Source organism: Spongiimicrobium sp. 3-5, assembly GCF_046557915.1.
Taxonomy (GTDB): Bacteria; Bacteroidota; Bacteroidia; order Flavobacteriales; family Flavobacteriaceae; genus JBHEBG01.
In genome coordinates this window covers 361,275-387,972 of record NZ_JBHEBG010000003.1, presented here as the reverse complement: position 1 = coordinate 387,972, position 26,698 = coordinate 361,275, and the positions used below count along the sequence as shown (strand labels likewise).

The window sequence follows — 26,698 nt, the reverse complement described above, 5'->3', positions numbered from 1 at the left end:
TTCATCAAAAATCTCGCCAAAAATTACTCTAATAAAGTTATATAAAACGATTGGGTTTTACGCTATTTTAACAAATTGACTTTTAGTACATCTCTCTTATATAAATTTCATCCTATTTCCCCTGAAGGTTAGATAGGCAATAAATCAAGATTTTTTGTATTCCGATCAGCTCCAGTACAACATATACAAATAACCCGAACAACTTATACATTTCCCTTCTTAATAGGGGCATTGGAAACAACATCGGATAAAATAATATGGGTGCGTGCTTCCCCGTATTGTATTAGTTTATCTATAAAACGTTCTAAATGAAACTGATCCTTAAGCACCACCTGCATAATGAAATTTTCATTTCCTGTGATCCTATGACAGTTGATTACTTCATCAAAAGTACCCACGATCTCTAAAAAAGGCCTTAGCTTTCCCATAAAAGCCCTTAGTGTTATAATGGCTTTTAGTTGATACCCAGTTTGACTGTGCGATACTATGGCTTTATAGCCTTCGAGAATTCCGAGGTCTTCCATCTTCTTAATCCGTTCCGCTACAGCAGGTGGTGTAAGCCCTACCTTACGCCCAATATTGGCAAAGGATTCCCTAGCATTTTCTTGCAGTTGCTTCAATATTCCCCAGTTTAAATCATCAATTTTCACATTCAAAAATTTAAAGTGAAATAATTTTTTTTTTCGAAAGTAATTATACCCATTCACCTTTGATTCAAAAGATAAAGTTACGAAATACATTGTAATTTTATAGTACAAAAGTTGCTATACCAAAAATGTCCAATAAAAATTTAAGAACAGTCCCTGTTTACAGGAAGGCTTTGGATCTCTGTAAAATGAGCAGGGAGATAGCCACCTATGTATCTTACAACAAGGATTTGTTGAAATTGTATCAATCTAACAGCCATAGGGATATCATCGCAGATTCTTTGGTCACCGATGCTATTTTGATACCTCAGCAAATAGCCCAGGCAGAATATTCCGAGTCCAATGCCGTGCGTATGAAAAGTGCTACTTTTATTAACATCATGATCAGAAATATTCTTTCCTATTGTAACGGTCTGGAAAAGGATGGTGTAAAAGAAAAGGAGTATTTAAATTTGCTCAGAACCGAAATAAAAGGTTTTAGAAAGTCCTTCAAAGCATGGAGACGTTCCTTACGAAAAGGAGGTGACAATAACCTTTGGGGTTTAGACGATTCACTAGGTCTTTAAACTACATGTTTCTTCGGTATTGACCCCCTACCTCAAATAAAGTCTTCGTAATTTGGCCTAAAGAACAAACCTTGGTAACCTCTATTAATTTGTCAAATATGTTTCCGTTGCCGATAGCCACCTGCTTAAGTTCTAATAATTGTTGTTTGGCCCTTTGTTCATTATGCCTTTGAAGATGCTCAACACTGGCTATTTGCAGCTCCTTTTCCGCCTCTGTAGCTCGTATTACCTCAGCCGGCAGTATGGTAGGGGAACCCTTAGAGCTAAGAAAGGTATTTACCCCAATAATAGGGTATTCTCCTGTGTGTTTTAGGGTTTCATAATGCAGGCTTTCTTCCTGTATTTTAGAACGTTGGTACATGGTCTCCATGGCCCCGAGTACACCTCCACGTTCCGTAATACGGTCGAATTCCAATAAAACGGCCTCCTCTACCAAATCTGTAAGCTCTTCTATAATGAAAGATCCTTGAAGCGGGTTTTCATTCTTTGCAAGCCCAAGTTCCTTGTTAATTATTAGTTGTATGGCCATGGCCCTTCTAACGGATGCTTCCGTAGGTGTAGTGATGGCCTCATCAAAGGCATTGGTATGTAAGGAGTTGCAATTGTCGTAAATGGCATATAGCGCCTGCAAGGTGGTACGAATATCATTAAAGTCTATCTCCTGGGCATGCAAACTACGACCCGAGGTCTGTATATGATATTTAAGCATTTGTGCCCTTGGATCCGCATTATATTTACCCTTCATTGCCTTGGCCCATATTCTACGAGCCACCCTACCTATTACTGCATATTCCGGATCTATTCCGTTGGAAAAGAAAAACGAAAGGTTAGGGCCAAATTTGTTGATATCCATTCCCCTACTTAAATAATACTCCACGTAGGTAAAACCATTGGCCAGGGTAAAGGCCAATTGGGTAATTGGGTTTGCACCAGCTTCTGCTATATGATATCCCGAAATGGAAACGGAGTAAAAATTTCGAATTTGTCTTTGCACAAAATATTGCTGCACATCGCCCATAAGCCGAAGGGCAAACTCGGTAGAAAAAATACAGGTATTTTGAGCCTGATCTTCTTTTAAGATATCTGCTTGTACTGTACCTCTTACCTGACCGAGGGTAGTGGTCTTTATGTTTTCATATACTTCTTTTGGTAACACCTCATCACCAGTAACCCCTAACAGCATAAGTCCAAGACCATTGTTTCCTTCAGGAAGTTCCCCATGGTATTCTGGTCTAGGCACCTCCGATTTGCTATAAATAGCCTCAATTTTGGAGGCTACCTCTTTTTCCAATTTGTTTTCTTTAATGTATTTTTCGCAATTCTGATCTATGGCCGCGTTCATAAAAAAGCCAAGAAGCATGGCAGCAGGACCATTAATGGTCATACTAACAGATGTAACCGGATCGCAAAGATCAAAGCCCGAGTATAATTTTTTTGCGTCGTCCAAACAACATATGGATACACCTGCATTTCCTATTTTTCCAAAAATATCGGGTCTTCGGCCTGGGTCGTTGCCGTACAGCGTCACCGAATCAAAAGCCGTGGAAAGCCTTTTGGCCGTCATTCCCAGGCTTACGTAATGAAATCTTCTGTTGGTTCTTTCCGGTCCGCCTTCCCCAGCAAACATCCGTGTGGGGTCCTCAGCCGTTCGTTTAAACGGATACAAACCAGCGGTATATGGGAATTCTCCAGGTACATTTTCCTGTAGGTTCCATTGCAATAAATCGCCCCACGCCTTATACTTGGGGAGTACCACTTTTGGAATTTTTTGATGCGAAAGAGATTCGGTATGCGTTTCTATCTTAACCTCGTTAGACCTCACTTTAAAACTATATATTGGGCCTTTGTAGCGCCTTACCTTAGCCTCCCATTGTAGTATTGTTTCCCAATTGTACGGATCCAAATCCATTTTTACCCGGTTAAATTCTTGTAGCAAAAGGGAAACGAATGTTTTTGCCTTCTCCGATGTTTTCTTCTTAATTTCGGCCTCAACCAAACCCGTTGTAGTAAGTTTTGGAGTTTCATTGATTACACTTTCTACGGTCTTGTATATACCGTATAGACGTTGCGCAACTTCTACCTGCAAACCAACCTTAGTATCATATGCTCGGTTGTTTTCTGCAATCTCTGACAAATACCTTGTTCTGGCCGGTGGAATAATATAGACCTTTTTGGCTTTGCCTTCCTTTAATTTGAGCCCTGTTTCAAACGATTTTTTGGTCTTAGCAGATATTTTGTCCATGACCGCTATATACAGCTGGTTCATTCCATGGTCATTGAATTGAGAGGCCATAGTACCAAATATTGGCAGTTTTTCTTGGTCTATATCCCACAGACCATGATTTCTCATATATTGCTTTCTTACATCACGAAGGGCATCCATGGCACCCCTTTTATCGAACTTGTTTATGGCTACCAAATCGGCAAAATCTAGCATATCAATCTTTTCCAATTGGGTAGCGGCTCCAAATTCCGGGGTCATAACATACAGGGAAACGTCGCTATGTTCTATAATTTCTGTATCTGACTGCCCAATACCCGAAGTTTCCAAAATAACCAAATCAAATCCGGCCTTTTTAAGTACTTCCACCGTTTCACCAACATTTTTGGACAATGCCAAATTAGACTGCCTTGTAGCAAGGGATCTCATGTATACCCGCCCATCATTAATGGCATTCATCCGTATACGATCTCCTAACAAGGCCCCACCCGTTTTCCGTTTAGAGGGGTCAACGGATACCAGGGCAATGGTCTTATCCGGGAAGCCCGTTAAAAACCGCCTTACCAGCTCGTCTATAAGGCTCGATTTCCCAGCTCCGCCAGTTCCTGTTATACCCAATACCGGAATGTCTTGTCCGTTTTCGGGTAGGTTGGAAAAGTGGGCTTCAAATTCTTCGTGCCTATTTTCTGCCAATGATATCAGTCTGGCTATGGTATTTACATTTTTGTTTTTCAGGACGGTCGCTAAACCGACTCCTTTTTTTAAATCGAGTGGAGGAACCGGAAAATCACTTTTCTTAACCAGATCGTTGATCATGCCCTGCAATCCCATTGTTCTGCCATCGTCGGGAGAATATATTCGGGTTATACCGTAATCCATCAAGGATTTAATCTCTGATGGAAGGATAACTCCGCCGCCGCCGCCAAAAATCTTGATATGGCTGGCATTCTGCTCCTTCAAGAGGTCGTACATATACTTAAAATACTCGTTATGTCCACCCTGATAAGAGGTTATCGCAATGGCATTAGCATCCTCCTGTATGGCGCAATTTACCACCTCCAAAACACTTCTATCGTGTCCCAAATGAACAACCTCTACCCCTGTTGCCTGAATAATTCTACGCATAATGTTAATGGCGGCGTCGTGACCATCGAACAAGGAGGCAGCAGTAACAATTCTTACTTTGTTTTTAGGGATATAGCGTTTTATTTGTTCCATCTATAATATTAGGCCATTTTTACCGATGCAATTTACGGAAAATGCAAAGATTATTACATTCTAATCAGAATTTTATAAAAATATAGCGCTGTTTAAGTCCATAATTCTTAATACTCTAACTTTATGGCCTTAACGAGCTTCTTTTGAAAACCACTATAGTAATACATTGTCCGGATAAATCTGGAATTATCAGCGCGGTTACCAGCTTTATTCATGCCAACGGTGGCAACATTGTGTATTTAGATCAACATGTAGACAAAGAGGCGGGGGTCTTCTTTATGCGTTTGGAAAGTGATTTTGATAAGAAAATACCCTTGATACCAAATTTCAAGGAAACGTTTCAAAACGAACTCGCCAGGCCCTATGAAATGAAATGGCATCTACATTGGAGCAACAAAAAACCTAAAATGGCCCTTTTTGTTTCCAAATACAATCATTGTCTTTACGATCTTCTTAGCAGGTTTAACTCCGGTGAACTGGAAGTTGAAATTCCCTTTATCATAAGTAATCATGAGGACCTGGAATATATCGCCGAACAATTTGGCATTCCATTTCATCATATCCCGGTAACCAAGGACACAAAGGCCGAAGCCGAAATTCGGCAACTGGAACTCTTGGAACAACATGAGGTAGATTTTGTAGTACTTGCTAGATATATGCAAATTGTAACACCTAGGATCATAAATCGTTATCCTTCCAAAATCATTAACATACATCACTCCTTTCTGCCTGCTTTTGCCGGAGCAAGACCGTACCACGCGGCTTTTGCCAGAGGTGTGAAGATTATAGGAGCTACCAGTCATTATGTAACGGAAGAGTTAGATGCGGGGCCTATAATAGAACAAGATGTTACTATAGTATCGCATTCGCATACCATACAAGATTTTATAGCCAAAGGAAGGGATTTAGAAAAAATTGTGCTCAGTAGAGCGGTAAAGCTTCATATTCGGCGTAAAACCATGGTGTATAATAATAAGACAGTGATTTTCTCCTAGTTTATTGTAAACCAGCACATTAACAAATACCCTGATTTTTTAATCATTTAATGCTAACTTTAGGCTAAACAATTATTTATTGTCATGACAAAAAAGATACTATTACTTTTTTCAGTTTTTCAATTTATGGCCTGTGCCGAACTTCAGCAAGTTGTAAATCAACTCCCACCCGGAACTACAGGTATGGGAAATGCGGAAATAGCACAAGCCCTTCAGGAAGCGCTAAACCTAGGTATAGAAAAACAGGTTAGCAAACTCACTAAAAAGGATGGGTTCTTTAAAAATGAATTGGTGAAAATTCTATTGCCGGATGAACTTAAGAAAGTTGACAAAACATTACGGGACATAGGTCTGGGTAACCTTGCCGACGAAGGCCTTAGAGTACTGAACAGAGCCGCTGAAGATGCTGTTGGCCAGGCTATCCCCATATTTGTAGATGCCGTAAAAGGGATTAGTTTTAACGATGCCAAACAAATTTTGTTGGGTGCGGACGATGCCGCCACCCAGTATTTAACCGGTTCTACCCAGGCACCACTTTATACCAAGTTTAACCCGGTAATAAAAAAGTCTTTTGAAAAAGTAGGCGCGGATAAAATATGGAACAACCTCATTACTAGATACAATGCCTTGCCGCTTACCAATGACGTAAATCCGGATTTAACGGATTATGTAACTCAAGAAGCACTAAAAGGTGTGTATACCATGATTGCAGTAGAAGAAAAGGAAATAAGGACAAAAATTTCATCAAGGACCACGGACATTTTGCGTAAAGTTTTTGCACTACAAGATTAATATTGATTATGATTAAGATTGCTGTTTTAGGACCAATTCCTAGGGATACCATTATTACACACCTCGATGAGACGATAAAAAAATATGGATGTGTAACGCATCCTGTGATTGCGTTGGCCAAACTTTTGGAGGAAGATGGTACAGTAATCCCGGTAACTACGGTACACAAGAAAGACCGAGAAGGTATTTTAAAACTTTTTAGCCCTTTTTCAAATATCGATACCAAGGCCATCTCCAGTGAAGATGATAAAGGCACTGTCATTGAGCTTAATTTTGTAGATCAGAATAACAGAATAGAAAAGCAAACGGCCTGTATGCGGCCAATACTTCCCAAAGATATTGCAGAATTAGGGGATATGGATGCATTTGTATTTGTTCCAATAACAGACTTTGAAATTTCTCTGAGTACCCTCGTCCATATAAAGGAAAACATGAAAGGCTTGGTGGTTTTCGATGCCCATGGCCCTACCACTACAATGGCCATAACCGGTGATCGTTACAGAAAGTTTTGGGTAGATATGGATGAATGGCTCCCTTATATCGATGTACTCAAAATGAATTTGGAAGAGTCGCAGGCCTGTTGGCTTAAGAACGAATATGTCTCAGAAGAAATGGTAAGTTATGACGAAGGAAAAGTTGATCACCTGGATGATATGGCAGCCCATGTCCTAAAAAAAGGGATAACCTATTTCTACGTCACCTTAGATTCTAGAGGTTGTGTGCTATACTTTTATGAAAATGGCGGAATTAAAAAAGAGTTTGTAAAATCCATTTTCATGCAAAACGTAGTGGACACCACCGGCTGTGGCGATTCTTTTGCGGGTGGGCTAGCCTATGGGTTTTCGCTTTATAAAGACCCCATAAAAGCTGCGCAATATGCCAATGCCTTGGGTGCTTTAAGAACGCAAGGGAAAACTTTTGATGTATTTAAGAACAGGAAGGAGACCGACGCGCTTATTCGGCAATATTATAGTGACATATAATCCATTACTAGCCAACATATTACAATTTTATTCCTCCTAAACCGAGCCGTTCCGCGCTCGCACAGAGAATTTGTTAAAATTTTCGGTCTAACTTACAATAAAACCATTACGATATCGTTGATTAATTAGTATTGGATATTACGTATTGCTAATGTTTAGTTAACCATTTAGCGAAATTTATATAAGATTTTTGTACCGAATTATTTGAGTTAGTAATTTTTGAGTTAGTTAGTCGTAAAACCGGTGTCATCACCGGTTTTTTTTGTGCATTACCGCAATCTTAAATTCAAAATTAAAAAGTCTCCTTCAAAATTAATTACTGAATATCAGCGAGTTATAAGCGAAAAATATCGCTTACTCAAAGGTAAACTATTATCGGGGATTACCCTTTTTAAGATAACTTTAACATTTCGCTTTTGTTAATTGGCTAACTTGATGTTGCTAATTCAACCAACAGTAAAATGAGGCAGTTAGGAATAATTTCCGCGGTGTTCTTGTTGTTCAATGTAACAATTGAAGCAAAGGAGGCAACTAACGCGAAAACTTTCCGATACGAAGAGCCTGTTGCATTTTCACAAGGTTTAAAAGAAAAGGCCGATTTATTCTTTCATTCCCGCAACTATTCGGAAGCCCTTAAAACTTATGAATTACTATTGCTGGAAGACGATCTGGCCAAAGCACCCATATTTAAAAAAATGGCCTTAAGCCATGCTGCCCTTAACCATCCTTCCAAATCCGTTACTTGTATAGAACAATATTTACTGCAAGATTTCGACCCCAATATTTTTCTAAATGACGGTTTCGAGAGCATTAAAAACAGTGCCGAATTTAGGGAAGCCGAGAAGAGCTATTCCCCAAAAATTACAATTTGGTCTTTCTTATATCTGTACGTAGCCCTTATTGGCTTTTACCTTACCATAGTAATTAACTTCAATAGAAATGTAGATCCGGTTTCTAAAAAACTGATCAGTGCGTTCATTTTTATACACTCATTTTTCATTTTTCATATCTGCTTAAATATTACCAACTATCAATATATATTTTCGCATTCCTATTTAATGTCTACCGTGTTTTCTTTTCTCTACGGCCCCCTACTCTATTTTTACTTTAAACGAACCACACAATTATATCGATTTAAGGTCAAGGATCTTTTGCATTTAATCCCTACACTCCTGTTTTTAGTGTACATACTTCCTATATATGCCATGTCCGCCAGTGAAAAATTGACCCTTATGATGGGAAGGTTCAACAACGGTCAAAATCCTACGGATTCTAAAGATGTGGCCATCATCGTTACCCTTAAGTTAACCTCCTTAATACTATATGGATACTTTATTGGCAAGCTCTACGTGGCGGGCAGGCAAAATACCAATATCAGTAGGGAAAACAAACTGTGGCAGAAAAGCATTTACGGAATCCATATTGCCTATATCCTCTCTTATGCCGTTTATGGTATATTGATAAGTACCAATATCTGGTCTGGGTTTTTCTATCACTCGCAGATTATATGTATGGCATTAATGGTGCTGTACGTAGGCTATTCTGCCAATGTACAACCAAGTGTTTTTAGTGGGGTCTATTCTTATAAAACTCCGCTTCTTTTTAAGTATAAGAACTCTGGGTTAACAGAAAGTCTTTCTTCAGAGTTAAAAGAAAACTTGATAAGGTTATTCGACGAATTTAAAATATATAAAGAAAATGACATCAGTCTGGAGATATTATCGGACCGGTTGAATACTACAAGGCATAATGCTTCTCAGGTTATCAATGAGCATTTTAAAATGAATTTTCACGAATTGATAAATACTTACAGAATTAGGGAGGCCAAGCAAATTTTGGACAATGGTCATTTAGAAAACTTAAACATCATAGATATTGCCTACGAGGTGGGTTACAACAACAAAGTAACTTTTAATAAGGCATTTAAAAAAGATACCAACCTAACTCCTACAGAATATCATAGAAGTTTGGTAAGTTCCTTTAGCTGATCGGCACCTATCTTTTCATCAAGCAATCTGGTAAACATTTATCGGATTTTCCGAATTATACTCTGGGCGTTCGTTATTTTGATCTAACTACCAAAAACACGGCAGCTCTGAAAACTTACTCGTAAAACTTTTTTCTCATTTTTAGGGTAATCGATTATTTGAATTAGTCATCAGAATAATAAGGGGCTGCCATTAGTTCTTCTTCTGCCGAACCCATACAAAGCTTTCCCGAACAGATCGGTTTTAAACTTACCAACCCCATTGTTCTATACAACATGCTTTACTCAATGTTGGGATAACACAATCAACCACATTTATTTATTACGCCTTCAATATATTCTATAAAGTCCAACCCGTACCGCTCACAAAACAATAAAAGGGTAAAAAAAGTGTAAACTTTCTTCGGAAAAGTAAATGTCTATAGGGTTTACCCCCAGATTTGGAAGGAGCGCTTTACTTTGAAACTTGACTGACTAAATGTAAAAGCAGCTCTGGGGGCTTACTCCGAAAAAACTTCTGTCTCCTTTTTTAGAGTAATTATTTGAATTAGCTATCAAAACAACCCAGGGCTGTGGTTTACATAAAAACCTAAGATTAATTCGAAAAACTTTAAAGTATGCAAAAAAAACACAATTGGTTGCTCATGCTTTTCCTTATGGGAATTTCTTTGGCATATGCACAGGACAAAACAGTTTCGGGAAACATTACCGACCAGAACAGTATTCCACTGCCGGGTGTAAATGTTGTCCTAAAGGGTACAACCCAGGGAACACAATCAGATTTTGACGGTAATTATACCATAGTGGCCAGTTCAGGTCAAATTTTGGTATTTTCTTATCTGGGTCAAAAGACCACGGAGATTACCGTAGGTGCATCAAACGTTATTGATGTACAAATGTTGGAAGATGCTTCCCAATTGGAGGAAGTTATAGTAGTAGGTTTCGGAACACAATCCAAAAGGTTGTTAACCGACAATGTTGCCAAAATTGATTCGGAACAAATTGGGGGTATTTCCACACCAAGTTTACAAAGTGCTTTGGTGGCAAAAGCTACGGGAGTACAGATTACCCAGACCAACGGAAAAGTAGAAGGTGGGGTAAAAGTAATTATTCGTGGTCTATCTTCGGTATCGGCTTCGCAAGAACCTTTATACGTTATAGATGGTATTGAAATGAACAATAACAATATCTCTTCCATAACGGCACCCCTAAACCCGTTGTTGGCTTTAAATCCAAATGACATAGCGTCTATAGATATTCTAAAGGATGCTTCGGCTGCGGCCATATTTGGGGCAAAAGGTACCAATGGGGTAATTCTTATTACCACAAAACGCGGTAGAGAAGGAAAGTCTACCATTTCTTTAGATGTATCTTCCGGTATAGGAGAGCCAACCAACAGACGCGATTGGTTAAACGCAGAGCAATATATAGAGCTGCTACAAGAATCCGCTTTTAATGACGGTAGCTTTGCAGACCAAGCTGCGGCCAATGAATGGGTAGATACACGGTTGCAACGCTATCAGGGCGATCAGGATTACAGGAATGTAAATACCGATTGGCAAGATCAAGCCTTTCAGAACAGTTATGTAAGGGATATTAACCTCTCCGTATCGGGTGGTAACGAAAAAACAAAAAGTTTTATTTCCGGCTCCTACAACGACACGCAAGGGATAGTAAGAGGCAATAATCTGGAAAGGATAAGTGTTCGTACCAATATAGACCATAAGGTTAATAACTGGTTAGATGTTGGGCTAAACATGGGTTATACAAGCACGGTAATAGACAGAATAGCCGGCGACAACGCCTTTACCACCCCAATGCAGGCCATAGCCCAGGTACCTACAGCTCCCCCTTTTTTATTGGATGGAGATATAAATGCCAGCACCTTGTACGCCAATTTCCTATTGCAAGACAAGCACTCCTTTAGATTAACCAAAAGACGCCGACTTCTAGGAAAAGTCTTTGCAGAATTTCAACTTTTCCCATTTCTAAAGTATAAATCAGAATTGGGGTATGATTATCTAAATCAGACTGTAGATAGAAATACTGGAAGATTGGCTCCTTTCCAATCTACAAATGGGCAAACTTTTGCTTCGGATGATGGTACGGAGATTATTTCTACCAACAATTATGTAACCTTCGACAATACCTTTGGAGAAGCATCCAATGTTAATTTTGTCCTAGGGGCCACTTATACAAGGTTTAAAAACAGGGCAACTTCGGTTACCGGTGATGGTTTTCCCACGGATGATTTTAAATCCGTTTCCAGTGCGGCAACTATTTCCGCGGGTACGGGGACTGCTACCAATTGGGCGCAACTTTCCTATTTTGCAAGGCTTAGTTACGATTATAAGAACAAATACATCTTAAAAGCGAGTATACGGCAAGACGGTTCTTCACGCTTTGGATCCGAGAACAGGTTTGGGTACTTCCCTGCCGCTTCTGCCGGATGGATCATAACCGAGGAAGAATTTCTTCAGAACTCCAATACCCTATCCAACTTAAAATTAAGAGCAAGTTGGGGAACCAATGGTAATACACCTGTTGGTAACTTTAGTAGTCTTGGACTTTATGGGGGCACAAACTACAACGGACAGTCTGGCTTAGAGTTTACCCAAGGAGAAAATCCCGATCTGAAATGGGAAGAGACCACCCAGACCAACTTTGGACTCGATTTTGGATTCGTAAACAATCGAATTACAGGAGAAATAGACTATTATGTAAAGAAAACCAAAGACCTTTTATTTAATGCAAGGGTTCCTTTCGAATCTTTGATACCTACCCATAGCATACTACAAAATATAGGTAACTTGGAAAACAGTGGTCTTGAATTTGCTTTGAACACTATTAATGTACAAACCGAAAACCTTACATGGAAGACCAATTTTAACATCGCTTACAACACCAATGAGATCACCAATCTACCCAACGGAGAAGATCAGATCACGGACAAGAATATTCTTCGAGAAGGGGAGCAGATCAACGCTTTTTATTTGGTAGAATATGCTGGTGTTAATGCAAATACAGGTGATGCGGAATATTTCTTAAACACGGTAAGGCCAGACGGTTCTTTGGATAAAACGGTAACCAACGATTATGCTGCTGCCCAGCGTATCGTAATTGGAAGCCCCAATCCAGACGTAATAGCAGGTTTCTCTAGTACACTTGATTACAAAGGACTCGATTTTTCTTTTACATTTCAGGGACAGTGGGGTGCAGATCTTTACAACGAAGCAGGCCAATATCAAGAAAGTGGCTTTGGGAACGGGTTGGATAACCAAGATGTTTTTATCTATAACAACAGATGGCAGAACCCTGGCGACATCACCGATGTGCCACAAGCAAGACTCTTTATAGACAATGGTCATTCTGCCAGTACCCGCTTCTTACAGAATGCCGATTTTATAAGGTTGAGAAATTTAACCATAGGCTATTCCTTGCCTCCGCAGGTGTTGGAACGTATGGGACTTAGCAGGGTTAGGATATATCTGTCTGGCCTAAATTTACTGACCATTACCGACTATAGAGGTTACGATCCTGAGTCTTCTTTTGATGATTTTAACAATCCCAATGTAAATGCAGGTAGTACTTTTTACTCGGCTCCGCCTGCCAGGGTATATACTGTAGGGTTAAATCTTAGTTTCTAAAAAACAAAAATATAAGTTATGAAATACTATAAAATAATAACCATTTTAGTTCTTTTGATTGTTGGGACATCCTGCGAAAAAGAACTCGATCTAGAACCGCAGCAGAGTATCGGGATAGGTCTGGCCACGGCAACACCGGAAAACGTTAATGCCATATTATTGGCGGCCTATGATATTGGAAGAAATACCACCCCGGACAACCTCAATCCATTATATTTTGGAATTTACAGTGGGCAGATCAATATTGCTTATGACCTTTTGGGAAACACCGATCAGGTAAGTTGGAACGGAACCTTCGAAGAGCTGAGGGATATTTTTAACAAGGCCATGGTAAATGATAATGTGAGTGCCCTAAATATCTATGGGGATAGTTATGCCATCATTGGACATGTAAACACCGTGCTCGATAATCTGGATAAATTCGACGATGCTGCTGAACGTAACCGTGTAGAGGGCGAAGCCAAATTTTTAAGAGGTTTGGTTTATTTTGATATGGTACGGTTGTACGGTCAACAGTATACTGCAGGGGCAACAAATTCGCAACTTGGAGTACCTATTGTGCTTTTACCGCCAGATGCTACTCGCGCGGTAGGCAGAAATACAGTTGAAGAAGTGTATAGCCAAGTGCTTTCGGATTTAAACGATGCCTTTGCCAAATTACCGGGCACCAATGGTGAACGGGCAGATCGATACTCCGCCAAAGCGCTTTTGGCAAGGGTATACCTTCAACAAGGTAACTTTAGTGCAGCACGCGACGCTGCCAATGATGTTTTGCAAAACAGTGGTCACAGTCTAACGCCAACCTTTGCTGAAGCCTTTGAGACTGATGACAATACGGTAGAAACCTTATTCTCATGGGTGGTTACCAACCAAGAAGGAACCAACGAATCCAATACCCATTATGCCACTCAGGCACTTGGTGGAAGGGGTGGTGATATTGCCATCACCCAGGACTATTTGGATAAATTTGATTCTGCCTTGGATCAACGTAGGGCATTTACGTACCCGGGCGAAGGGGTAAGCCTAGGGTTAACACTAACCTCTAAACACGCTAGGCAATTTGCCAATGCAACCCCTATACGGGTAGCAGAAATGCATTTGATACGTGCAGAATGCAACTTTAGGCTGGGATCTGCGGTAGGGTTAGATCCGCTTGTAGAAATCAATACTTTACGTGGAAGATCGCTCGCCCCACCTTTAGCGGCACTTACATTAGATCTTATTTTGAACGAAAGAGAATTGGAACTGGCCTTTGAAGGTTTTCTTGTAAACGATTATAAGAGAACCCAAAGAGACATCGATGGGCTTCCTTTTAACGATAATAGTTTAGTATTTCCCATTCCGCAATCCGCTAGGGATAGAAACCCTATGCTAGAACAGAATCCTGGGTATAATTAATCATAATATAAATACTACTCATCAACAAAAAAACCGACCGGCTCCTTGGGGCCGGTCGGTTTCTATTTGTATAAGACTATCCCACTTTTTTATATAGTCCGTCGAAAGCTACACTTACTACCTCACCTTCCTGCAATACCTCCCACATCTGGCGCACGGTTCCGTCTTCATTGGCCGTCCAAGTAATTCTGTTCGTGTACTGCTTCCCATCCGTATGTGTAAACGTTTCTGATGAGAGCATCATCTGATTTCCCGCCCGACTACCTTGTAGTTTTAAATAAGACCCGGAATTATCTAACCATAATTGCTCCCATTGTTCTGTTTGTGAGTTAAAGAAATTGGTGCTGACACCCGTACTTTTCCCCGTGGCGCTAGTCCAATTTTCCTTTAGCACACAACCGTCCTGGATTATCTCGATTGTATTTTTCCCCGCCAAAGTACCATCAGGAGCTGTAACTTCCCATGTCCCTACCCAGAAGTCAAACTCCCTGTGGTTATCGGTACAACAAGCGCAAGGGGTGTCTTGAGCCACCAAGGAATAACTGCACCATATAATCGCCAATGCCATAAAATATCTATTTTTCATAATCTATGTATTATTAGTCCACACCAATTTACAATAAGTGTATAAAGTTTAGCTGTTTTAGCCTTAAAATTCCTCTCTCTTTAGAACCTATGTTAATTACCAAAAAAAAGGTCATATGTGAGGATTTCCTCATCAAATTGTTAAAAAATAGATAAATCACCTGATTTTTAGGTGAATACACCATGTGCCCAACATCCAAACCCTGTTTTTGGTCGTATATTTGTAAGAACAAAGATATAGACTATGGAAAAGCAGTATTGTAGGGTAGGAACAGTTACCCCGATCACAAGTGGAAGTCATGCAATTACCTTATTGGAGTATCAATATCAGAGCTTCATGGACAAGGCTTCCAACTTAAAATATACGGACACGCAGCTTGGCGAGTTTTTTGAGCAAAAAGCAAAAAAAATACAGAAGATTTTAGAAGGTTTAATGTAATTATTGAACCAAATTTCTTAATTCTTTCTCCATCTGCACCTGTATTTCCTTGGCTCGCAACCTTGCCGCCTTGGCAAAATCCCTTTCATCCGAAGCATAGATAATTCCTCTAGAGGAATTTACCAGTAACCCTACATTTTGGGTCATACCATGTTGGCATACTTCCGTTAAACTGCCTCCCTGAGCCCCTACACCGGGCACCAAAATAAAACTATTGGGAATAATTTGCCGTATTTCACTTAAATAACTGGCTTTCGTGGCACCTACAACATACATTAAATTTTTGGCATGTTCATAGGTCTTTGAGACCTCCAAGACTTGTTTATAAAGTGGTTTACCCTCTACCATTTTTGTCTGCAGATCATAAGCCCCTTCATTGGAGGTAAGCGCCAATAAAATGGTATGCTTGTTTTCGAAAGAAAGAAAAGGCTCTACAGAATCTTTCCCCATATAAGGTGCCACTGTAATGGCATCAAAACCTAGGTCCTCAAAAAAAGCTTTTGCATACCTACTAGAGGTGTTTCCGATATCTCCCCTTTTGGCATCGGCAATGGTAAATACCTCCGGATGCTTTGAGTTTAAGTATCTAACGGTCTTTTCCAAGGCCTGCCACCCTTTTACGCCATAAGCCTCGTAAAAGGCAGTATTTGGCTTATAGGCCACACACAGATCATGGGTGGCATCTATGATAGCTTTGTTAAAGGCGAAAATGGGATCTTCCTCGTCCAATAAATGTTTTGGGATCTTTTGTAGGTCGGTATCGAGCCCAACACATAGAAAGGATTTTTTTTGGCGAATTTGTGCTACCAGATATTCGGTGGTCATTTCAATTATGTTCGTTTTACGACATTAGAAGATTTCCGAAGCCTCTTTTAGCTTCTCGGTATTTTCCACCAACATCAATTCGTCGATAATTTTTTGGATATCCCCGTTGATGATATTCTGAAGATCATAAAGTGTAAGACCAATCCTGTGATCGGTAACCCTACCCTGGGGATAATTGTACGTTCTAATCTTAGCCGAACGGTCTCCACTACTCACCTGGGAGTTTCTTTTGGCGGCATCTTCCTCTTGTTTCTTGGCAAGCTCTAGATCATAAAGTCTAGATCTAAGCACCTTAAACGCTTTTTCCTTGTTTTTATGCTGTGATTTTTGATCTTGGCATTGTGCTACCAATCCGGTTGGGATATGGGTAAGTCGAACCGCAGAATATGTGGTGTTAACCGACTGCCCTCCGGGGCCAGATGAACAGAAAAAATCTATGCGTACATCCTTGGGGTCTATCTGCACGTCAAAATCCTCGGCTTCGGGGAGTACCATTACCGTGGCGGCACTGGTATGCACCCTACCCTGGGTTTCGGTCTGCGGTACGCGTTGTACCCTATGAACACCTGCCTCAAATTTTAAAGTTCCATAAACGTCCTCTCCGGTAACTTCAAATTGTATTTCCTTATAGCCACCGCTAGTTCCCTCACTAAGATCTATTACATTGGTTTTCCAGCCTTTGGACTCACAATATTTAGCATACATACGATAAAGGTCCCCAGCAAATATACTGGCTTCGTCACCTCCGGTGCCTGCCCTAATCTCCACAACTACATTTTTGGAATCTTCAGGATCCTTGGGTATCAACAACAGCTTAATTTCCTCCTCTAAGGGGGGTAAAGCACTTTTAGCCTCTTCCAATTGCATCTTGGCCATTTCCAACATCTCCGCATCACTTCCGTCTGCAATAATCTCCTCGGCCTCGCTAATATTGTTGGTAAGTGTAATATATTGATCTCGTTTGTCGCTTAAGTTTTTAAGATCTTTATATTCCTTGTTCAATTGCACATAGCGTTTCTGGTCCGATATAATATCGGGCTGAATAATAAGATCCGAAACCTCATCAAAACGCTGCTTTACAATATTCAGTTTCTCTAACATGTACCTGCTTTACTTGGTTTGCGAATTTACGATTTTTTTGAAGCTTTACTAAGCAAATGTTGCGTTCTAGGCTAGTTCCCTACAAAGGTAGTACCTACCGTAACAATAAAGGCGTTTAACCCATCACTGCGATCGTATTGATTAAACCGAAGGTCTATAGTCTTTAGACCGAAAGAAAACACCTTGGCCTTGGTAAAAATGTCCTTGTATCGCAGTCCCAACCCAAATTGATTGGCGTTATAACCAGATAGATCGTAATCCGAGGTATAGAATTCAAAAGTGGAAAGGGCCGCTTCCTTGGCATAGAAATAATCGGCCGCCGTTTGGGTGTAATACCTATAGTTGGGATATAGCGTAAATTTATCGGTGATTTTTATAGGAACCTCCAAGCTTGCCGTGTGTGAAGTTATTCCCCAATTATCCGAATAAAACCTATAATATGTCCTTAGAACTATAACATCATTTAGATAGTAGTTCAACCTACCGCCCAATGGCAGTTTAAATCTACTATCGGGCAATCGTTCCACGTTGTCTGCCAACTGAAAATCGTCAATAAAAAAATCATTGATATCTCCAAAATATACACGTTGGAAAGGGGTGCTTAGTAAGCCGTTTTGCGAAACAATATCCATAAACAAAGACCCCTGTAACTTTTTTCCCAAAATTTGGGAGAAACTAAAAGACAGTGAATACGAATTCCTTTTTTCATCTTGGAATGCCACAAAATTTGGTGCATAGGTTCCGGTACCTACAATGCGATCGTCAAAAAAAGCACCTCTTAATTCTATGGGGTATTGAGAATTCCATTTATCGAGAAATACCTGTCCACTAAGGCTGATTTCAGTATTCTTTTCATTGAACAATCGGGTATACCCACCACCAAATCCTATAGAGAAGTAATCGTATTCAGTGGAGACATACGCGTTGGCGTTCCAAATAGAATTTCTATCTTCCGAACTGTGTTGATATGTGGGTTTAAAATAAGCAAGTTGGTCTTTGCGCGACGCTCCCGAAGAAGCTATAAAAGGACTTACCGCATTGTTGGCATTACCATCCAGGGGGTTTACATTGCTAGATGAGGCCGATGTATACGCGGATAGGCCCACATCTACGGTTAAAATATCGTCTTCGTTCATTGGGATGTTCACCACAATGCTGGAAGTGACGTCCGTAAGCTCTTCCGTACCTTCCCCCCCGGTAACCGCAGCGTTTTGACCTTCCTGTTCGTAGTAACTGAACAATAGGTCTACTTCTGCAGCTTCCAGCACTCTTTTTTGATAAGAGCCGCTAGCCTGGGAAAATGCCGAGCAAGACACAAGCAATAGACAAAAAATAAATAGTTTATGTATCATGTATCAATTGCAACCGCAGCCTCCACCGGTCTTGCCTCCATTGGCACCCGAAGCCGCTTCCCTATAAATCTGAAAATTGGTCTCAAAACGTTCCGCACCTCGTGCCGATAAAATCATTTCGTCATCATTAAGGTATACCTTTTCATATTCCTTAACGGCCACGCATGAGGTACAAAAAATGGATAGTAAACATATCAGCAGTATTCGCTTCATACAATTAAAGTTACTGATTATTATTAAAAAGAATCCCATTGCTCTTATGTATTTTGTTATTGCCGTCCACTATAATCACTTCTGTACCCCTAAGTTGATTTATTAGCGCCATACCTGCATCCTTACCCATTATAAAAACAGCTGTTGCCAGGGCATCGCATAATTCCGCGCTCTTAGTAAAAATGGAAACACTGTTTATTCCTGTGGACGGATATCCCGTTCTGGGGTCGATAATATGCGAATATTTTTTTCCTTTAAAGGTGACGAATTTTTCGTAGTTTCCGGAAGTTGCCACAGACGATTCCACAATGGGCAACCAAGAAAAAATTTTATCCTTACTCAACGGATTGGCAATACCGATCAGCCATTTTTCCCCACTTAACTTTGTGCCCCACGTTGTAAGGTCTCCAGACGCATTTATTATGCCGGCTCGTACCTGTTTGGACACCAAGAGTTCCTTGGCCTTATCGGCGGCATAACCCTTGCCAATTGCCCCAAACCCAATCTTCATTCCTTTTTGTCTTAAAAAAACAGTGTTTTTATCCCTGTTCAATACTATTTTTTGATATCCTACCTTAGCAATGGCCCTTTTTATTTCGGAGGCCGTCGGCGGATATTCCATGGTACCATCAAATCTCCAAACCTTATCCATGGAAGCATAGGTAACATCAAAAGCACCGTCTGTGATTTCAGAAATCTGTTTGGACCGCTCTATAAGTTTAAAGAGTTCCACACTTACCTCTACAGGTTTTATTCCGGCATTTCTATTGATTTTTGAGGTCTCCGATGCCTCGTCCCACGAAGAGATCATTTTTTCTATGCGTTTAATCTCCGCAGCCGCTTCCTCAATATTTATGTATCCTATTTCCTCGTTGGCGGCAACTACGGTAATTTCGAAGCGGCTACCCATGAGGCTCATAACCCTATGGACGGTAACATCATTTTCCTGACCATGTACCGCTAGGTCAAAAAAAATTAAAAGAATAGGGAGGAGAAACTTCTTCACTTTACAAAAGAGTTTAAAAGTGAGATGTAAGCGGTAGGGGCAATTTTTTTATATCCTGTGTAGCCTAAAACCCGCTCTTCCCGATCTAAGACCACAACAAGCGGAAAATGCCCTTTTGGATTAAACGTTTCTGCCAATTGACCATTGGCAAGCTCTTTTTCCTTGGGAAGTTTGTTTGCCTTTTTTCTTGGAAAATCGGCCCTATAAAGTATATAATTTTCCTTGGAATAAGCTTTAAACGTATCGGACTGCCATATGTCCTTCTCTAGTTTTATACAGGGAGCACACCAATCCGATCCCGAAAAAACGAGTACAATAGGTTTGTCCTGATCCTTGGCACAAGTAAGTGCTTCCTCATAAGTGGCCTGCCATTCCTGCGCATTACAGCATAAGGAAAACAAGATGAGGATTATGTGGGGGACATATTTCATAATCTAGGATTAGGGGCAATTAATTTGTTGGGTTTACTCAAAAACCCGTAAAACATCTCCGGTCAATTCAGTGCTAAAGATTTTTAAGGGATTACTGGTAACACTATTCAATGGGCTACCGGTTTGGCTAAACCTGGCACCGTGCGTGGAACATCTGAAAATGCCACCACTTTCTTGCAAAAATCTTACCTCTTCGGTTTGTTGATGGCTGCAAACCTGACTGGCAGCTACAAAATTGCCTTCCAAATTCTTAACCACGACCACAAAATCCTTTAAAATAAAATCGCCGTTGTTCTGTAAACCAGCTCCTTCCGATGTGCTAAGGTCTATGGTAAAATCCACACCGGTAGGTATGGGTTTCATATCTTCTGGGGCAACATCGTCATTTCCGTCGCTAGAACAGCCATTTACACAAGGAAAAACCAAGGCAAAGGCCGCGCCTGCACCGAGGCTTTTTAAAAATTCTTTTCTTTCCATAACAAAGGGGTCTTTACTTATAAAACAACGTATGAAAAGGGGTATTCGTATGCCTTAATAAACAAAGGTTCCATATTCGCTATTTATAGTGAGTTTTGCACCCTTATTTTGAGTGACCCTACCCACTATTTTTGCAGCAACTCCAAAGCTTTCCGAAATAGATATCAAATGCTGTGCCACGGACTCGTTTACGTACAATTCCATACGATGGCCACAGTTAAAAACCTTGTACATTTCTTGCCAATCCGTACCCGATTGTTCTTGTATTAATTTAAACAATGGTGGCACCTGAAACATATCGTCTTTAAGTATGTGCAGATTGTCTATAAAATGTAATATTTTAGTTTGCGCACCCCCGCTACAATGGATCATACCATGAATATCGCTTGCGTCGTAGTTTTCCAATATCTTTTTAATTATCGGGGCATAGGTCCTTGTGGGTGATAGCACCAGCTTACCAGCATCCAAGGGGGAACCCAAGACGGGGTCGGTCAATTTTATAGTACCAGAATATACCAGATCGGTCGGTACGGCAGTATCATAGCTTTCCGGATACTTCTCCGCAAGGTATTTGGCAAATACATCGTGGCGGGCAGAAGTAAGTCCGTTGCTTCCCATACCACCATTGTAAGTATGCTCATAAGTGGCCTTCCCAAACGATTCCAAACCTACAATTACGTCTCCTGACCGTATGTTGGCGTTGTCTATCACCTTACTTCGCTTAACACGGGCGGTTACCGTGGAGTCTACAATTATGGTACGTACCAAATCTCCCACATCGGCTGTTTCTCCTCCGGTAGAATGGATGGTGATTCCATGGGTCTTAAGATCGGCAATCAATTCTTCCGTTCCATTGATAATAGCAGAAATAACAGCTCCGGGGATGCGGTTTTTATTACGTCCAATGGTAGAGGAAAGCATTATATTATCAGTAGCACCTACACAGATCAAATCATCAATGTTCATAATTAATGCATCTTGGGCTATCCCTTTCCAAACACTGAGGTCTCCGGTCTCTTTCCAATACATATAGGCCAGGGAGGATTTGGTTCCTGCTCCATCGGCATGCATCACAAGGCAGTATGCGTCGTCTTGGGTTAAATAATCTGGAACAATCTTACAGAAAGCCTTGGGAAACAACCCCTTATCTATGTTTTTTATGGCATTGTGCACATCTTCCTTTGAGGCCGAGACCCCCCGTTGTGCATATCTTTCGCTATTTGACGTACCCATTAATCGTAGTTTGACGCAAAAATAGGTGAATCCATAAAAAAAGCCCACAAATGTGAGCTTTTAAATTAGAATTGGTTTAAGGAAGCCTTATTTAATGAATAACAGCTCCCTATATTTTGTTAGAGGCCACAATCTGTTGTCTATCAATTGCTCTAACTTATCGCAATGATATCTAATCTCGTCAAAATAAGGTTTTACATTATCACAATAGGCAGCGGCCTTTTTCTCAACACCCTGCAAGCCATTGGCTCTTTTTCTGGCCTCGGCCATGGCATCGGCCTTCTTTTTTACATCTGCCACGTGCTCTGCTATCTGCTCGATAATGGTATGCTGACCATCCGATAATTTTTTATGTGCGGCCCCAAACACATCCTTTAGGCCCATCACGTTTTTTATTAGATTGTTTTGGTAGGCTATAACGGACGGAATTACGTGGTTGTTCACAATTTCGTTAAAAATTCTACCCTCTATTTGGGTATGCAAAATGTAAGCCTCTAGCTCAACTTCCTGTCGCGCCCTTACTTCTACCTCACTCATTACCTTCATAGATTTAAACAAGGCCAGGCTCTCTTTGGAAGTAAGTACTTTAAGTGCTTGCGGTGTATTTTTATTGTTGCTGAGTTTCCTCCGCTTGGCTTCTTTCTCCCAATCATCGCTGTAACCATCGCCATCAAACCGGATCCTTTTTGATGTTTTTATATACTCTCGTAGCACATTAAATACGGCCTCGTCCTTTTTAAGGTTCTTTTTATCAATTAGTACATCTACCTCTTTTTTAAAATCGATGAGTTGTTTGGCGACAATAGTATTTAAGATAGTCATAGGTTTGGCGCAGTTGGTTTTTGAACCTACCCCACGCATTTCAAATTTATTGCCCGTAAAGGCAAAAGGAGAAGTACGGTTTCTATCGGTATTGTCCAATAAAATCTCCGGTATCTTACCTACTACGTTCAGTTTTAATTCCGTTTTTTCTTCGGGCGATAATTTTCCATGGGAAACCCCTTCCAATTCATCCAAAACATTGCTCAATTGAGTCCCTATAAAAATTGATAAAATGGCAGGTGGCGCTTCGTTTGCACCTAGCCTATGATCATTACTTGCCGATGCTATTGAGGATCTCAACAGCTCTTCATATGTATTTACTGCCTTGATGGTATTAACAAAAAAGGTGAGGAACTGCAGGTTTTTCATTGGGGTAGATCCCGGACTTAGCAGATTAGTACCCGTATCGGTGGCCAAGGACCAGTTATTATGTTTGCCCGATCCATTGATGCCTGCAAACGGTTTTTCGTGGAAAAGAACCTTAAAACTATGTTTGTCTGCCACTTTTTCCATAACGTCCATAAGGAGTAGATTGTGGTCTACCGCTAAATTGGCCTCCTCAAAAACTGGTGCCAATTCAAATTGGTTGGGAGCTACTTCGTTGTGCCTGGTCTTCACCGGTATTCCTAATTTGGTACATTCCTTTTCCAAGTCGCTCATAAAACTTAAAACCCTACTTGGTATTACCCCAAAATAGTGATCATCCAATTGTTGTCCCTTCGCAGCCGAATGGCCTACCAGGGTTCTTCCGGTCATAACGATATCTAAACGGGAATGTGCCAAGGCCTTATCAACCAAAAAATATTCTTGCTCCCACCCTAAGGTGGCGTTTACTTTAGTTACATTCTTATCAAAATATTTGGCAACCGCGGTAGCGGCTTCATCTACAGCATGGAGGGCCCTTAAAAGTGGTGCTTTGTTATCCAAAGCCTCGCCGGTATAGGACACAAAAATGGTTGGAATACATAAAGTGGTTCCGTAGATAAATGCAGGAGAGGTAGGGTCCCAAGCGGTGTATCCTCTAGCTTCGAAGGTATTTCGTATGCCACCACTAGGAAAACTAGATGCATCGGGTTCTTGTTGTACCAACTGCCCGCCTCCAAACTTTTCCATACCCTTACCATCTGGTAAAAGATCAAAAAAGGCATCGTGCTTTTCGGCCGTGGCCCCCGTAAGGGGCTGAAACCAATGGGTATAATGCGTGGCCCCCATGGAAATGGCCCAGGTCTTCATGGCCTCGGCAACCTGATCTGCAATTTTTCGATCTATTTTAGAACCCGAAAAAACAGCCGCTTTAACACTGTTATATGCATCTTTGGTTAGGTATTGCAACATTCTTTCCTCGTTAAAGACATTGCGCCCAAACAGTTCGGAACGCCGTCCTTTTTCTTCAATATCTATACGAATTCTCCTATGGCTTTCCGCAATGGCATCAAATCTAGTTTTGGACATGTTTAAATTGGTTTATTTTGGCAAAATTAAGGATTATGGATTTAATAATTTAAAGTCAAAAAAATAAATTTTTCACAAAATACCCCAAAAAAACTAGGGGTGTTGAAAAATAATATGATTTTCTTGATTATTAACCCTTTAAAAATTAGATAAATTCATGAAAAAACATATTTTTGTGGGTCTTTAAAACATAAAATTTAACTAGCTGAATTATGAGCAAATCAAAACTGGAATACATTTGGTTGGACGGATACAAACCAACTGCAAACCTAAGGAGCAAAACAAAAATCGAAGAGGATTTTAGCGGCAAATTGGAGGACTGTCCTACATGGTCTTTTGATGGAAGTTCAACACAGCAAGCGGAAGGCGGTTCTTCTGACTGTTTGTTAAAACCTGTAGCCATCTATCCAGATCCGGATAGGGTAAACGGGTATTTGGTAATGACCGAGGTTCTAAATGCAGACGGCTCGGCGCATGAGTCTAACTCCCGTGCGGCGATCGACGATGAGGATAACGACTTTTGGTTCGGTTTTGAACAAGAATATTTTATTATGGACGTGGATACACAGTTGCCATTAGGCTTCCCTATTGGTGGGTATCCAGGACCACAGGGTCTTTACTATTGCTCTGTAGGGGGTAAAAATACTTGGGGCAGGGACTTAGTTGAAGAACATGCGGACCAATGTATTGAGGCAGGACTTAACTTTGAAGGTATTAACCAAGAAGTTGCCGCTGGTCAGTGGGAATTTCAACTTTTTGCCAAAGGAGCCAAAAAAGCTGGTGACGAGATTTGGATAGCAAGATACTTGCTTAACCGACTTACAGAAAAATATGGATATTATATTGAATTGCACCCGAAACCAGTGAAAGGAGATTGGAACGGTTCCGGTATGCATGCCAATTTCTCCAATACTACTTTAAGAACTTGTGGTTCTAAAGAAACTTATGAAAAAATATGTGAGGCTTTTAGACCTGTTACCAAAGAGCATATTGCGGTTTATGGAGAGTTCAACGATCAACGTTTAACTGGCTTGCACGAAACCGCTTCTATTAACGATTTCAGTTATGGTGTTTCGGACAGGGGAGCTTCTATTCGTATTCCAATCCTTACAGTTGAAAAAGGTTGGAAAGGATGGTTGGAAGATCGTAGACCTGCTTCCAATGGAGACCCGTACAAAATTGCAGGTAGAATTATCCAGACGGTAAAATCTGTTAAGGTTTAAAATTTAATTGAATGTTGCTTACAAACCGCTCTTATTTAATAAGGGCGGTTTTTTTATTGAACCGTAAGGTAAACGAAGATTATGTAGCCGGCAAGCAGTGCAATGCCATCTCGCCATCCCAATCTAAGCCCACGCGGTAAAAAGACCAATGGAAGTATAATAAAAGAAATCCCCAGCATCCAAAATATATCATTGGTCAACAATCCGGTATCCATAACCCGGATCGGGGTTATCATAGAAGTTATACCCAAAACGGCAAGAAGGTTAAAAATATTGGAGCCAATTAAATTCCCCAGGGAAATTGCCTTTTCTTTTTTCATTACCGCAATGACCGATGCGGCCAGCTCTGGGATACTAGTACCTACGGACACCACTGTAATGGCAATAACACGTTCACTAACACCGTAGAAAGTGGCAAGGCCTACGGCACCCTCAATCAATAATTCAGAACCGCCCCAAAGGGCCGCCCCGCCAATACCCAAATACAATACTGTTTTATAAAGTGGTAGCGGCACATCATCTTCGGGCATTTCATCTACAACCGCAGTTTTCTGAAAACGTAACAAGTATACCAGAAATAGGAAGAGAAAAACTACCATGGCCATTCCTTCGTACCGTTGAAGTTCTTGGTCAAAATATATAAATCCAAAGAACATAAGGGAAGCCAACATCATAACCGGCCAATCGGTGGTATAGAAACTCTTTCTAACATCCATATGTCCCAAAACAATGGTAATACCCAGTACAAGTCCCAAATTTGCGATATTGGACCCAACCACGTTCCCCAAGGCCAAATCTGGAAAACCGTCTAGGGCGGCATTAATGCTGACAATCAGTTCGGGCGCCGAAGTAGCAAAGGAAACCACCGTCATACCTATAACAATTTTTGGAATATTGAGTCGTAATGAAAGGGCTACCGCCGCTTTTAAAAGCCAATTGCCGCCCAATATTAGAAGAAGTAAGCCTAAAACAACAAAAAGAGCATCTTGCATGTACCAAATTTTGAGCAAATATAGCCTAAGATTTTTGATTTAAATCTGTCCGCATCAATTTGTAAATGGACTTAGATAAAACCTAAAAAAAAG

The 26,698-nt window shown here is 40.6% G+C and carries 22 protein-coding genes; 9 read left to right on the top strand and 13 right to left on the bottom strand.

Annotated features, from left to right (window positions below; all coding sequences use genetic code 11):
* Positions 1-203: 203 nt before the first annotated feature.
* Positions 204-656: an Lrp/AsnC family transcriptional regulator gene (locus ACEQ81_RS13230; protein WP_411031379.1), complete on the bottom strand. Its 453-nt coding sequence runs from the start codon at positions 654-656 to the stop codon at positions 204-206.
* Positions 657-775: 119 nt separating this feature from the next.
* Here ACEQ81_RS13230 and ACEQ81_RS13225 point away from each other — a divergent pair, with 119 nt between their 5' ends.
* A complete protein-coding gene (locus ACEQ81_RS13225) occupies positions 776-1,213 on the top strand; it encodes a hypothetical protein (RefSeq protein ID WP_411031378.1) in 438 nt (145 codons plus the stop codon).
* 1 nt (position 1,214) lies between these two features.
* Here the strand turns inward: ACEQ81_RS13225 and ACEQ81_RS13220 are convergent, their stop codons facing one another.
* Positions 1,215-4,652: a methylmalonyl-CoA mutase family protein gene (locus ACEQ81_RS13220; protein WP_411031377.1), complete on the bottom strand. Its 3,438-nt coding sequence runs from the start codon at positions 4,650-4,652 to the stop codon at positions 1,215-1,217.
* A 143-nt stretch (positions 4,653-4,795) separates the two neighbouring features.
* Between ACEQ81_RS13220 and purU the strand changes: the two genes are divergently transcribed.
* The 6 genes from purU (at position 4,796) to ACEQ81_RS13190 (ending at position 14,454) form a co-directional block, all read left to right on the top strand.
* Positions 4,796-5,647: a formyltetrahydrofolate deformylase gene (purU, locus tag ACEQ81_RS13215; RefSeq protein ID WP_411031376.1), complete on the top strand. Its 852-nt coding sequence runs from the start codon at positions 4,796-4,798 to the stop codon at positions 5,645-5,647.
* An 84-nt stretch (positions 5,648-5,731) separates the two neighbouring features.
* A complete protein-coding gene (locus ACEQ81_RS13210; RefSeq protein WP_411031375.1) occupies positions 5,732-6,439 on the top strand; it encodes a DUF4197 domain-containing protein in 708 nt (235 codons plus the stop codon).
* 8 nt (positions 6,440-6,447) lie between these two features.
* The gene (locus ACEQ81_RS13205) at positions 6,448-7,422 is read left to right on the top strand and encodes a carbohydrate kinase family protein (RefSeq protein ID WP_411031374.1); all 975 of its coding nucleotides are present in this window, start codon (positions 6,448-6,450) and stop codon (positions 7,420-7,422) included.
* 461 nt (positions 7,423-7,883) lie between these two features.
* A complete protein-coding gene (locus ACEQ81_RS13200; protein WP_411031373.1) occupies positions 7,884-9,410 on the top strand; it encodes a helix-turn-helix domain-containing protein in 1,527 nt (508 codons plus the stop codon).
* Positions 9,411-10,026: 616 nt separating this feature from the next.
* Positions 10,027-13,056, top strand: coding sequence for a SusC/RagA family TonB-linked outer membrane protein (locus tag ACEQ81_RS13195; protein WP_411031372.1), 3,030 nt, complete (start codon positions 10,027-10,029; stop codon positions 13,054-13,056).
* An 18-nt stretch (positions 13,057-13,074) separates the two neighbouring features.
* Positions 13,075-14,454, top strand: a complete 1,380-nt coding sequence (locus ACEQ81_RS13190; RefSeq protein WP_411031371.1) for a RagB/SusD family nutrient uptake outer membrane protein — start codon at positions 13,075-13,077, stop codon at positions 14,452-14,454.
* A 76-nt stretch (positions 14,455-14,530) separates the two neighbouring features.
* On the opposite strand, the gene ACEQ81_RS13185 is transcribed toward ACEQ81_RS13190, so the two are convergent.
* Positions 14,531-15,040 (bottom strand): hypothetical protein, encoded by a 510-nt coding sequence (locus tag ACEQ81_RS13185; RefSeq protein ID WP_411031370.1) that lies wholly within the window; start codon positions 15,038-15,040, stop codon positions 14,531-14,533.
* Positions 15,041-15,283: 243 nt separating this feature from the next.
* On the opposite strand from ACEQ81_RS13185, the gene ACEQ81_RS13180 reads away from it, so the two are divergent.
* Positions 15,284-15,478 carry a hypothetical protein gene (locus ACEQ81_RS13180; RefSeq protein ID WP_411031369.1) on the top strand — a complete coding sequence of 65 codons (195 nt, stop codon included), beginning with the start codon at positions 15,284-15,286 and terminating at the stop codon, positions 15,476-15,478.
* Here ACEQ81_RS13180 and pyrF read toward each other — a convergent pair whose 3' ends face one another.
* The 9 genes from pyrF to ACEQ81_RS13135 form a co-directional block, all read right to left on the bottom strand.
* On the bottom strand, positions 15,479-16,303 hold the full coding sequence (gene pyrF / locus ACEQ81_RS13175; RefSeq protein ID WP_411031368.1) for an orotidine-5'-phosphate decarboxylase: 825 nt from the start codon (positions 16,301-16,303) through the stop codon (positions 15,479-15,481). It abuts the gene before it with no gap.
* Positions 16,304-16,327: 24 nt separating this feature from the next.
* A complete protein-coding gene (gene prfA / locus ACEQ81_RS13170; RefSeq protein WP_411031367.1) occupies positions 16,328-17,404 on the bottom strand; it encodes a peptide chain release factor 1 in 1,077 nt (358 codons plus the stop codon).
* 71 nt (positions 17,405-17,475) lie between these two features.
* Positions 17,476-18,756 carry a DUF3570 domain-containing protein gene (locus ACEQ81_RS13165; protein WP_411031366.1) on the bottom strand — a complete coding sequence of 427 codons (1,281 nt, stop codon included), beginning with the start codon at positions 18,754-18,756 and terminating at the stop codon, positions 17,476-17,478.
* Between the two features lie 3 nt (positions 18,757-18,759).
* Positions 18,760-18,969 (bottom strand): DUF4266 domain-containing protein, encoded by a 210-nt coding sequence (locus ACEQ81_RS13160; RefSeq protein ID WP_411031365.1) that lies wholly within the window; start codon positions 18,967-18,969, stop codon positions 18,760-18,762.
* Between the two features lie 10 nt (positions 18,970-18,979).
* On the bottom strand, positions 18,980-19,975 hold the full coding sequence (locus ACEQ81_RS13155; protein ID WP_411031364.1) for an FAD:protein FMN transferase: 996 nt from the start codon (positions 19,973-19,975) through the stop codon (positions 18,980-18,982).
* A complete protein-coding gene (locus ACEQ81_RS13150) occupies positions 19,972-20,406 on the bottom strand; it encodes a thioredoxin family protein (RefSeq protein WP_411031363.1) in 435 nt (144 codons plus the stop codon). Before ACEQ81_RS13150 ends, ACEQ81_RS13155 begins: the two co-directional genes overlap by 4 nt.
* Positions 20,407-20,439: 33 nt before the next feature.
* On the bottom strand, positions 20,440-20,883 hold the full coding sequence (locus ACEQ81_RS13145) for a ubiquinol-cytochrome c reductase iron-sulfur subunit (RefSeq protein ID WP_411031362.1): 444 nt from the start codon (positions 20,881-20,883) through the stop codon (positions 20,440-20,442).
* Positions 20,884-20,937: 54 nt separating this feature from the next.
* Complete coding sequence (locus ACEQ81_RS13140) at positions 20,938-22,116, bottom strand: AIR synthase related protein (RefSeq protein WP_411031361.1); 1,179 nt, start codon at positions 22,114-22,116, stop codon at positions 20,938-20,940.
* 87 nt (positions 22,117-22,203) lie between these two features.
* Positions 22,204-24,390: a glutamine synthetase III gene (locus ACEQ81_RS13135; protein ID WP_411031360.1), complete on the bottom strand. Its 2,187-nt coding sequence runs from the start codon at positions 24,388-24,390 to the stop codon at positions 22,204-22,206.
* Positions 24,391-24,602: 212 nt separating this feature from the next.
* Between ACEQ81_RS13135 and ACEQ81_RS13130 the strand changes: the two genes are divergently transcribed.
* Positions 24,603-25,613, top strand: coding sequence for a glutamine synthetase beta-grasp domain-containing protein (locus ACEQ81_RS13130; RefSeq protein WP_411031359.1), 1,011 nt, complete (start codon positions 24,603-24,605; stop codon positions 25,611-25,613).
* A gap of 53 nt (positions 25,614-25,666) precedes the next feature.
* Here ACEQ81_RS13130 and ACEQ81_RS13125 read toward each other — a convergent pair whose 3' ends face one another.
* Complete coding sequence (locus ACEQ81_RS13125) at positions 25,667-26,605, bottom strand: calcium/sodium antiporter (protein WP_411031358.1); 939 nt, start codon at positions 26,603-26,605, stop codon at positions 25,667-25,669.
* Positions 26,606-26,698: the final 93 nt, after the last annotated feature.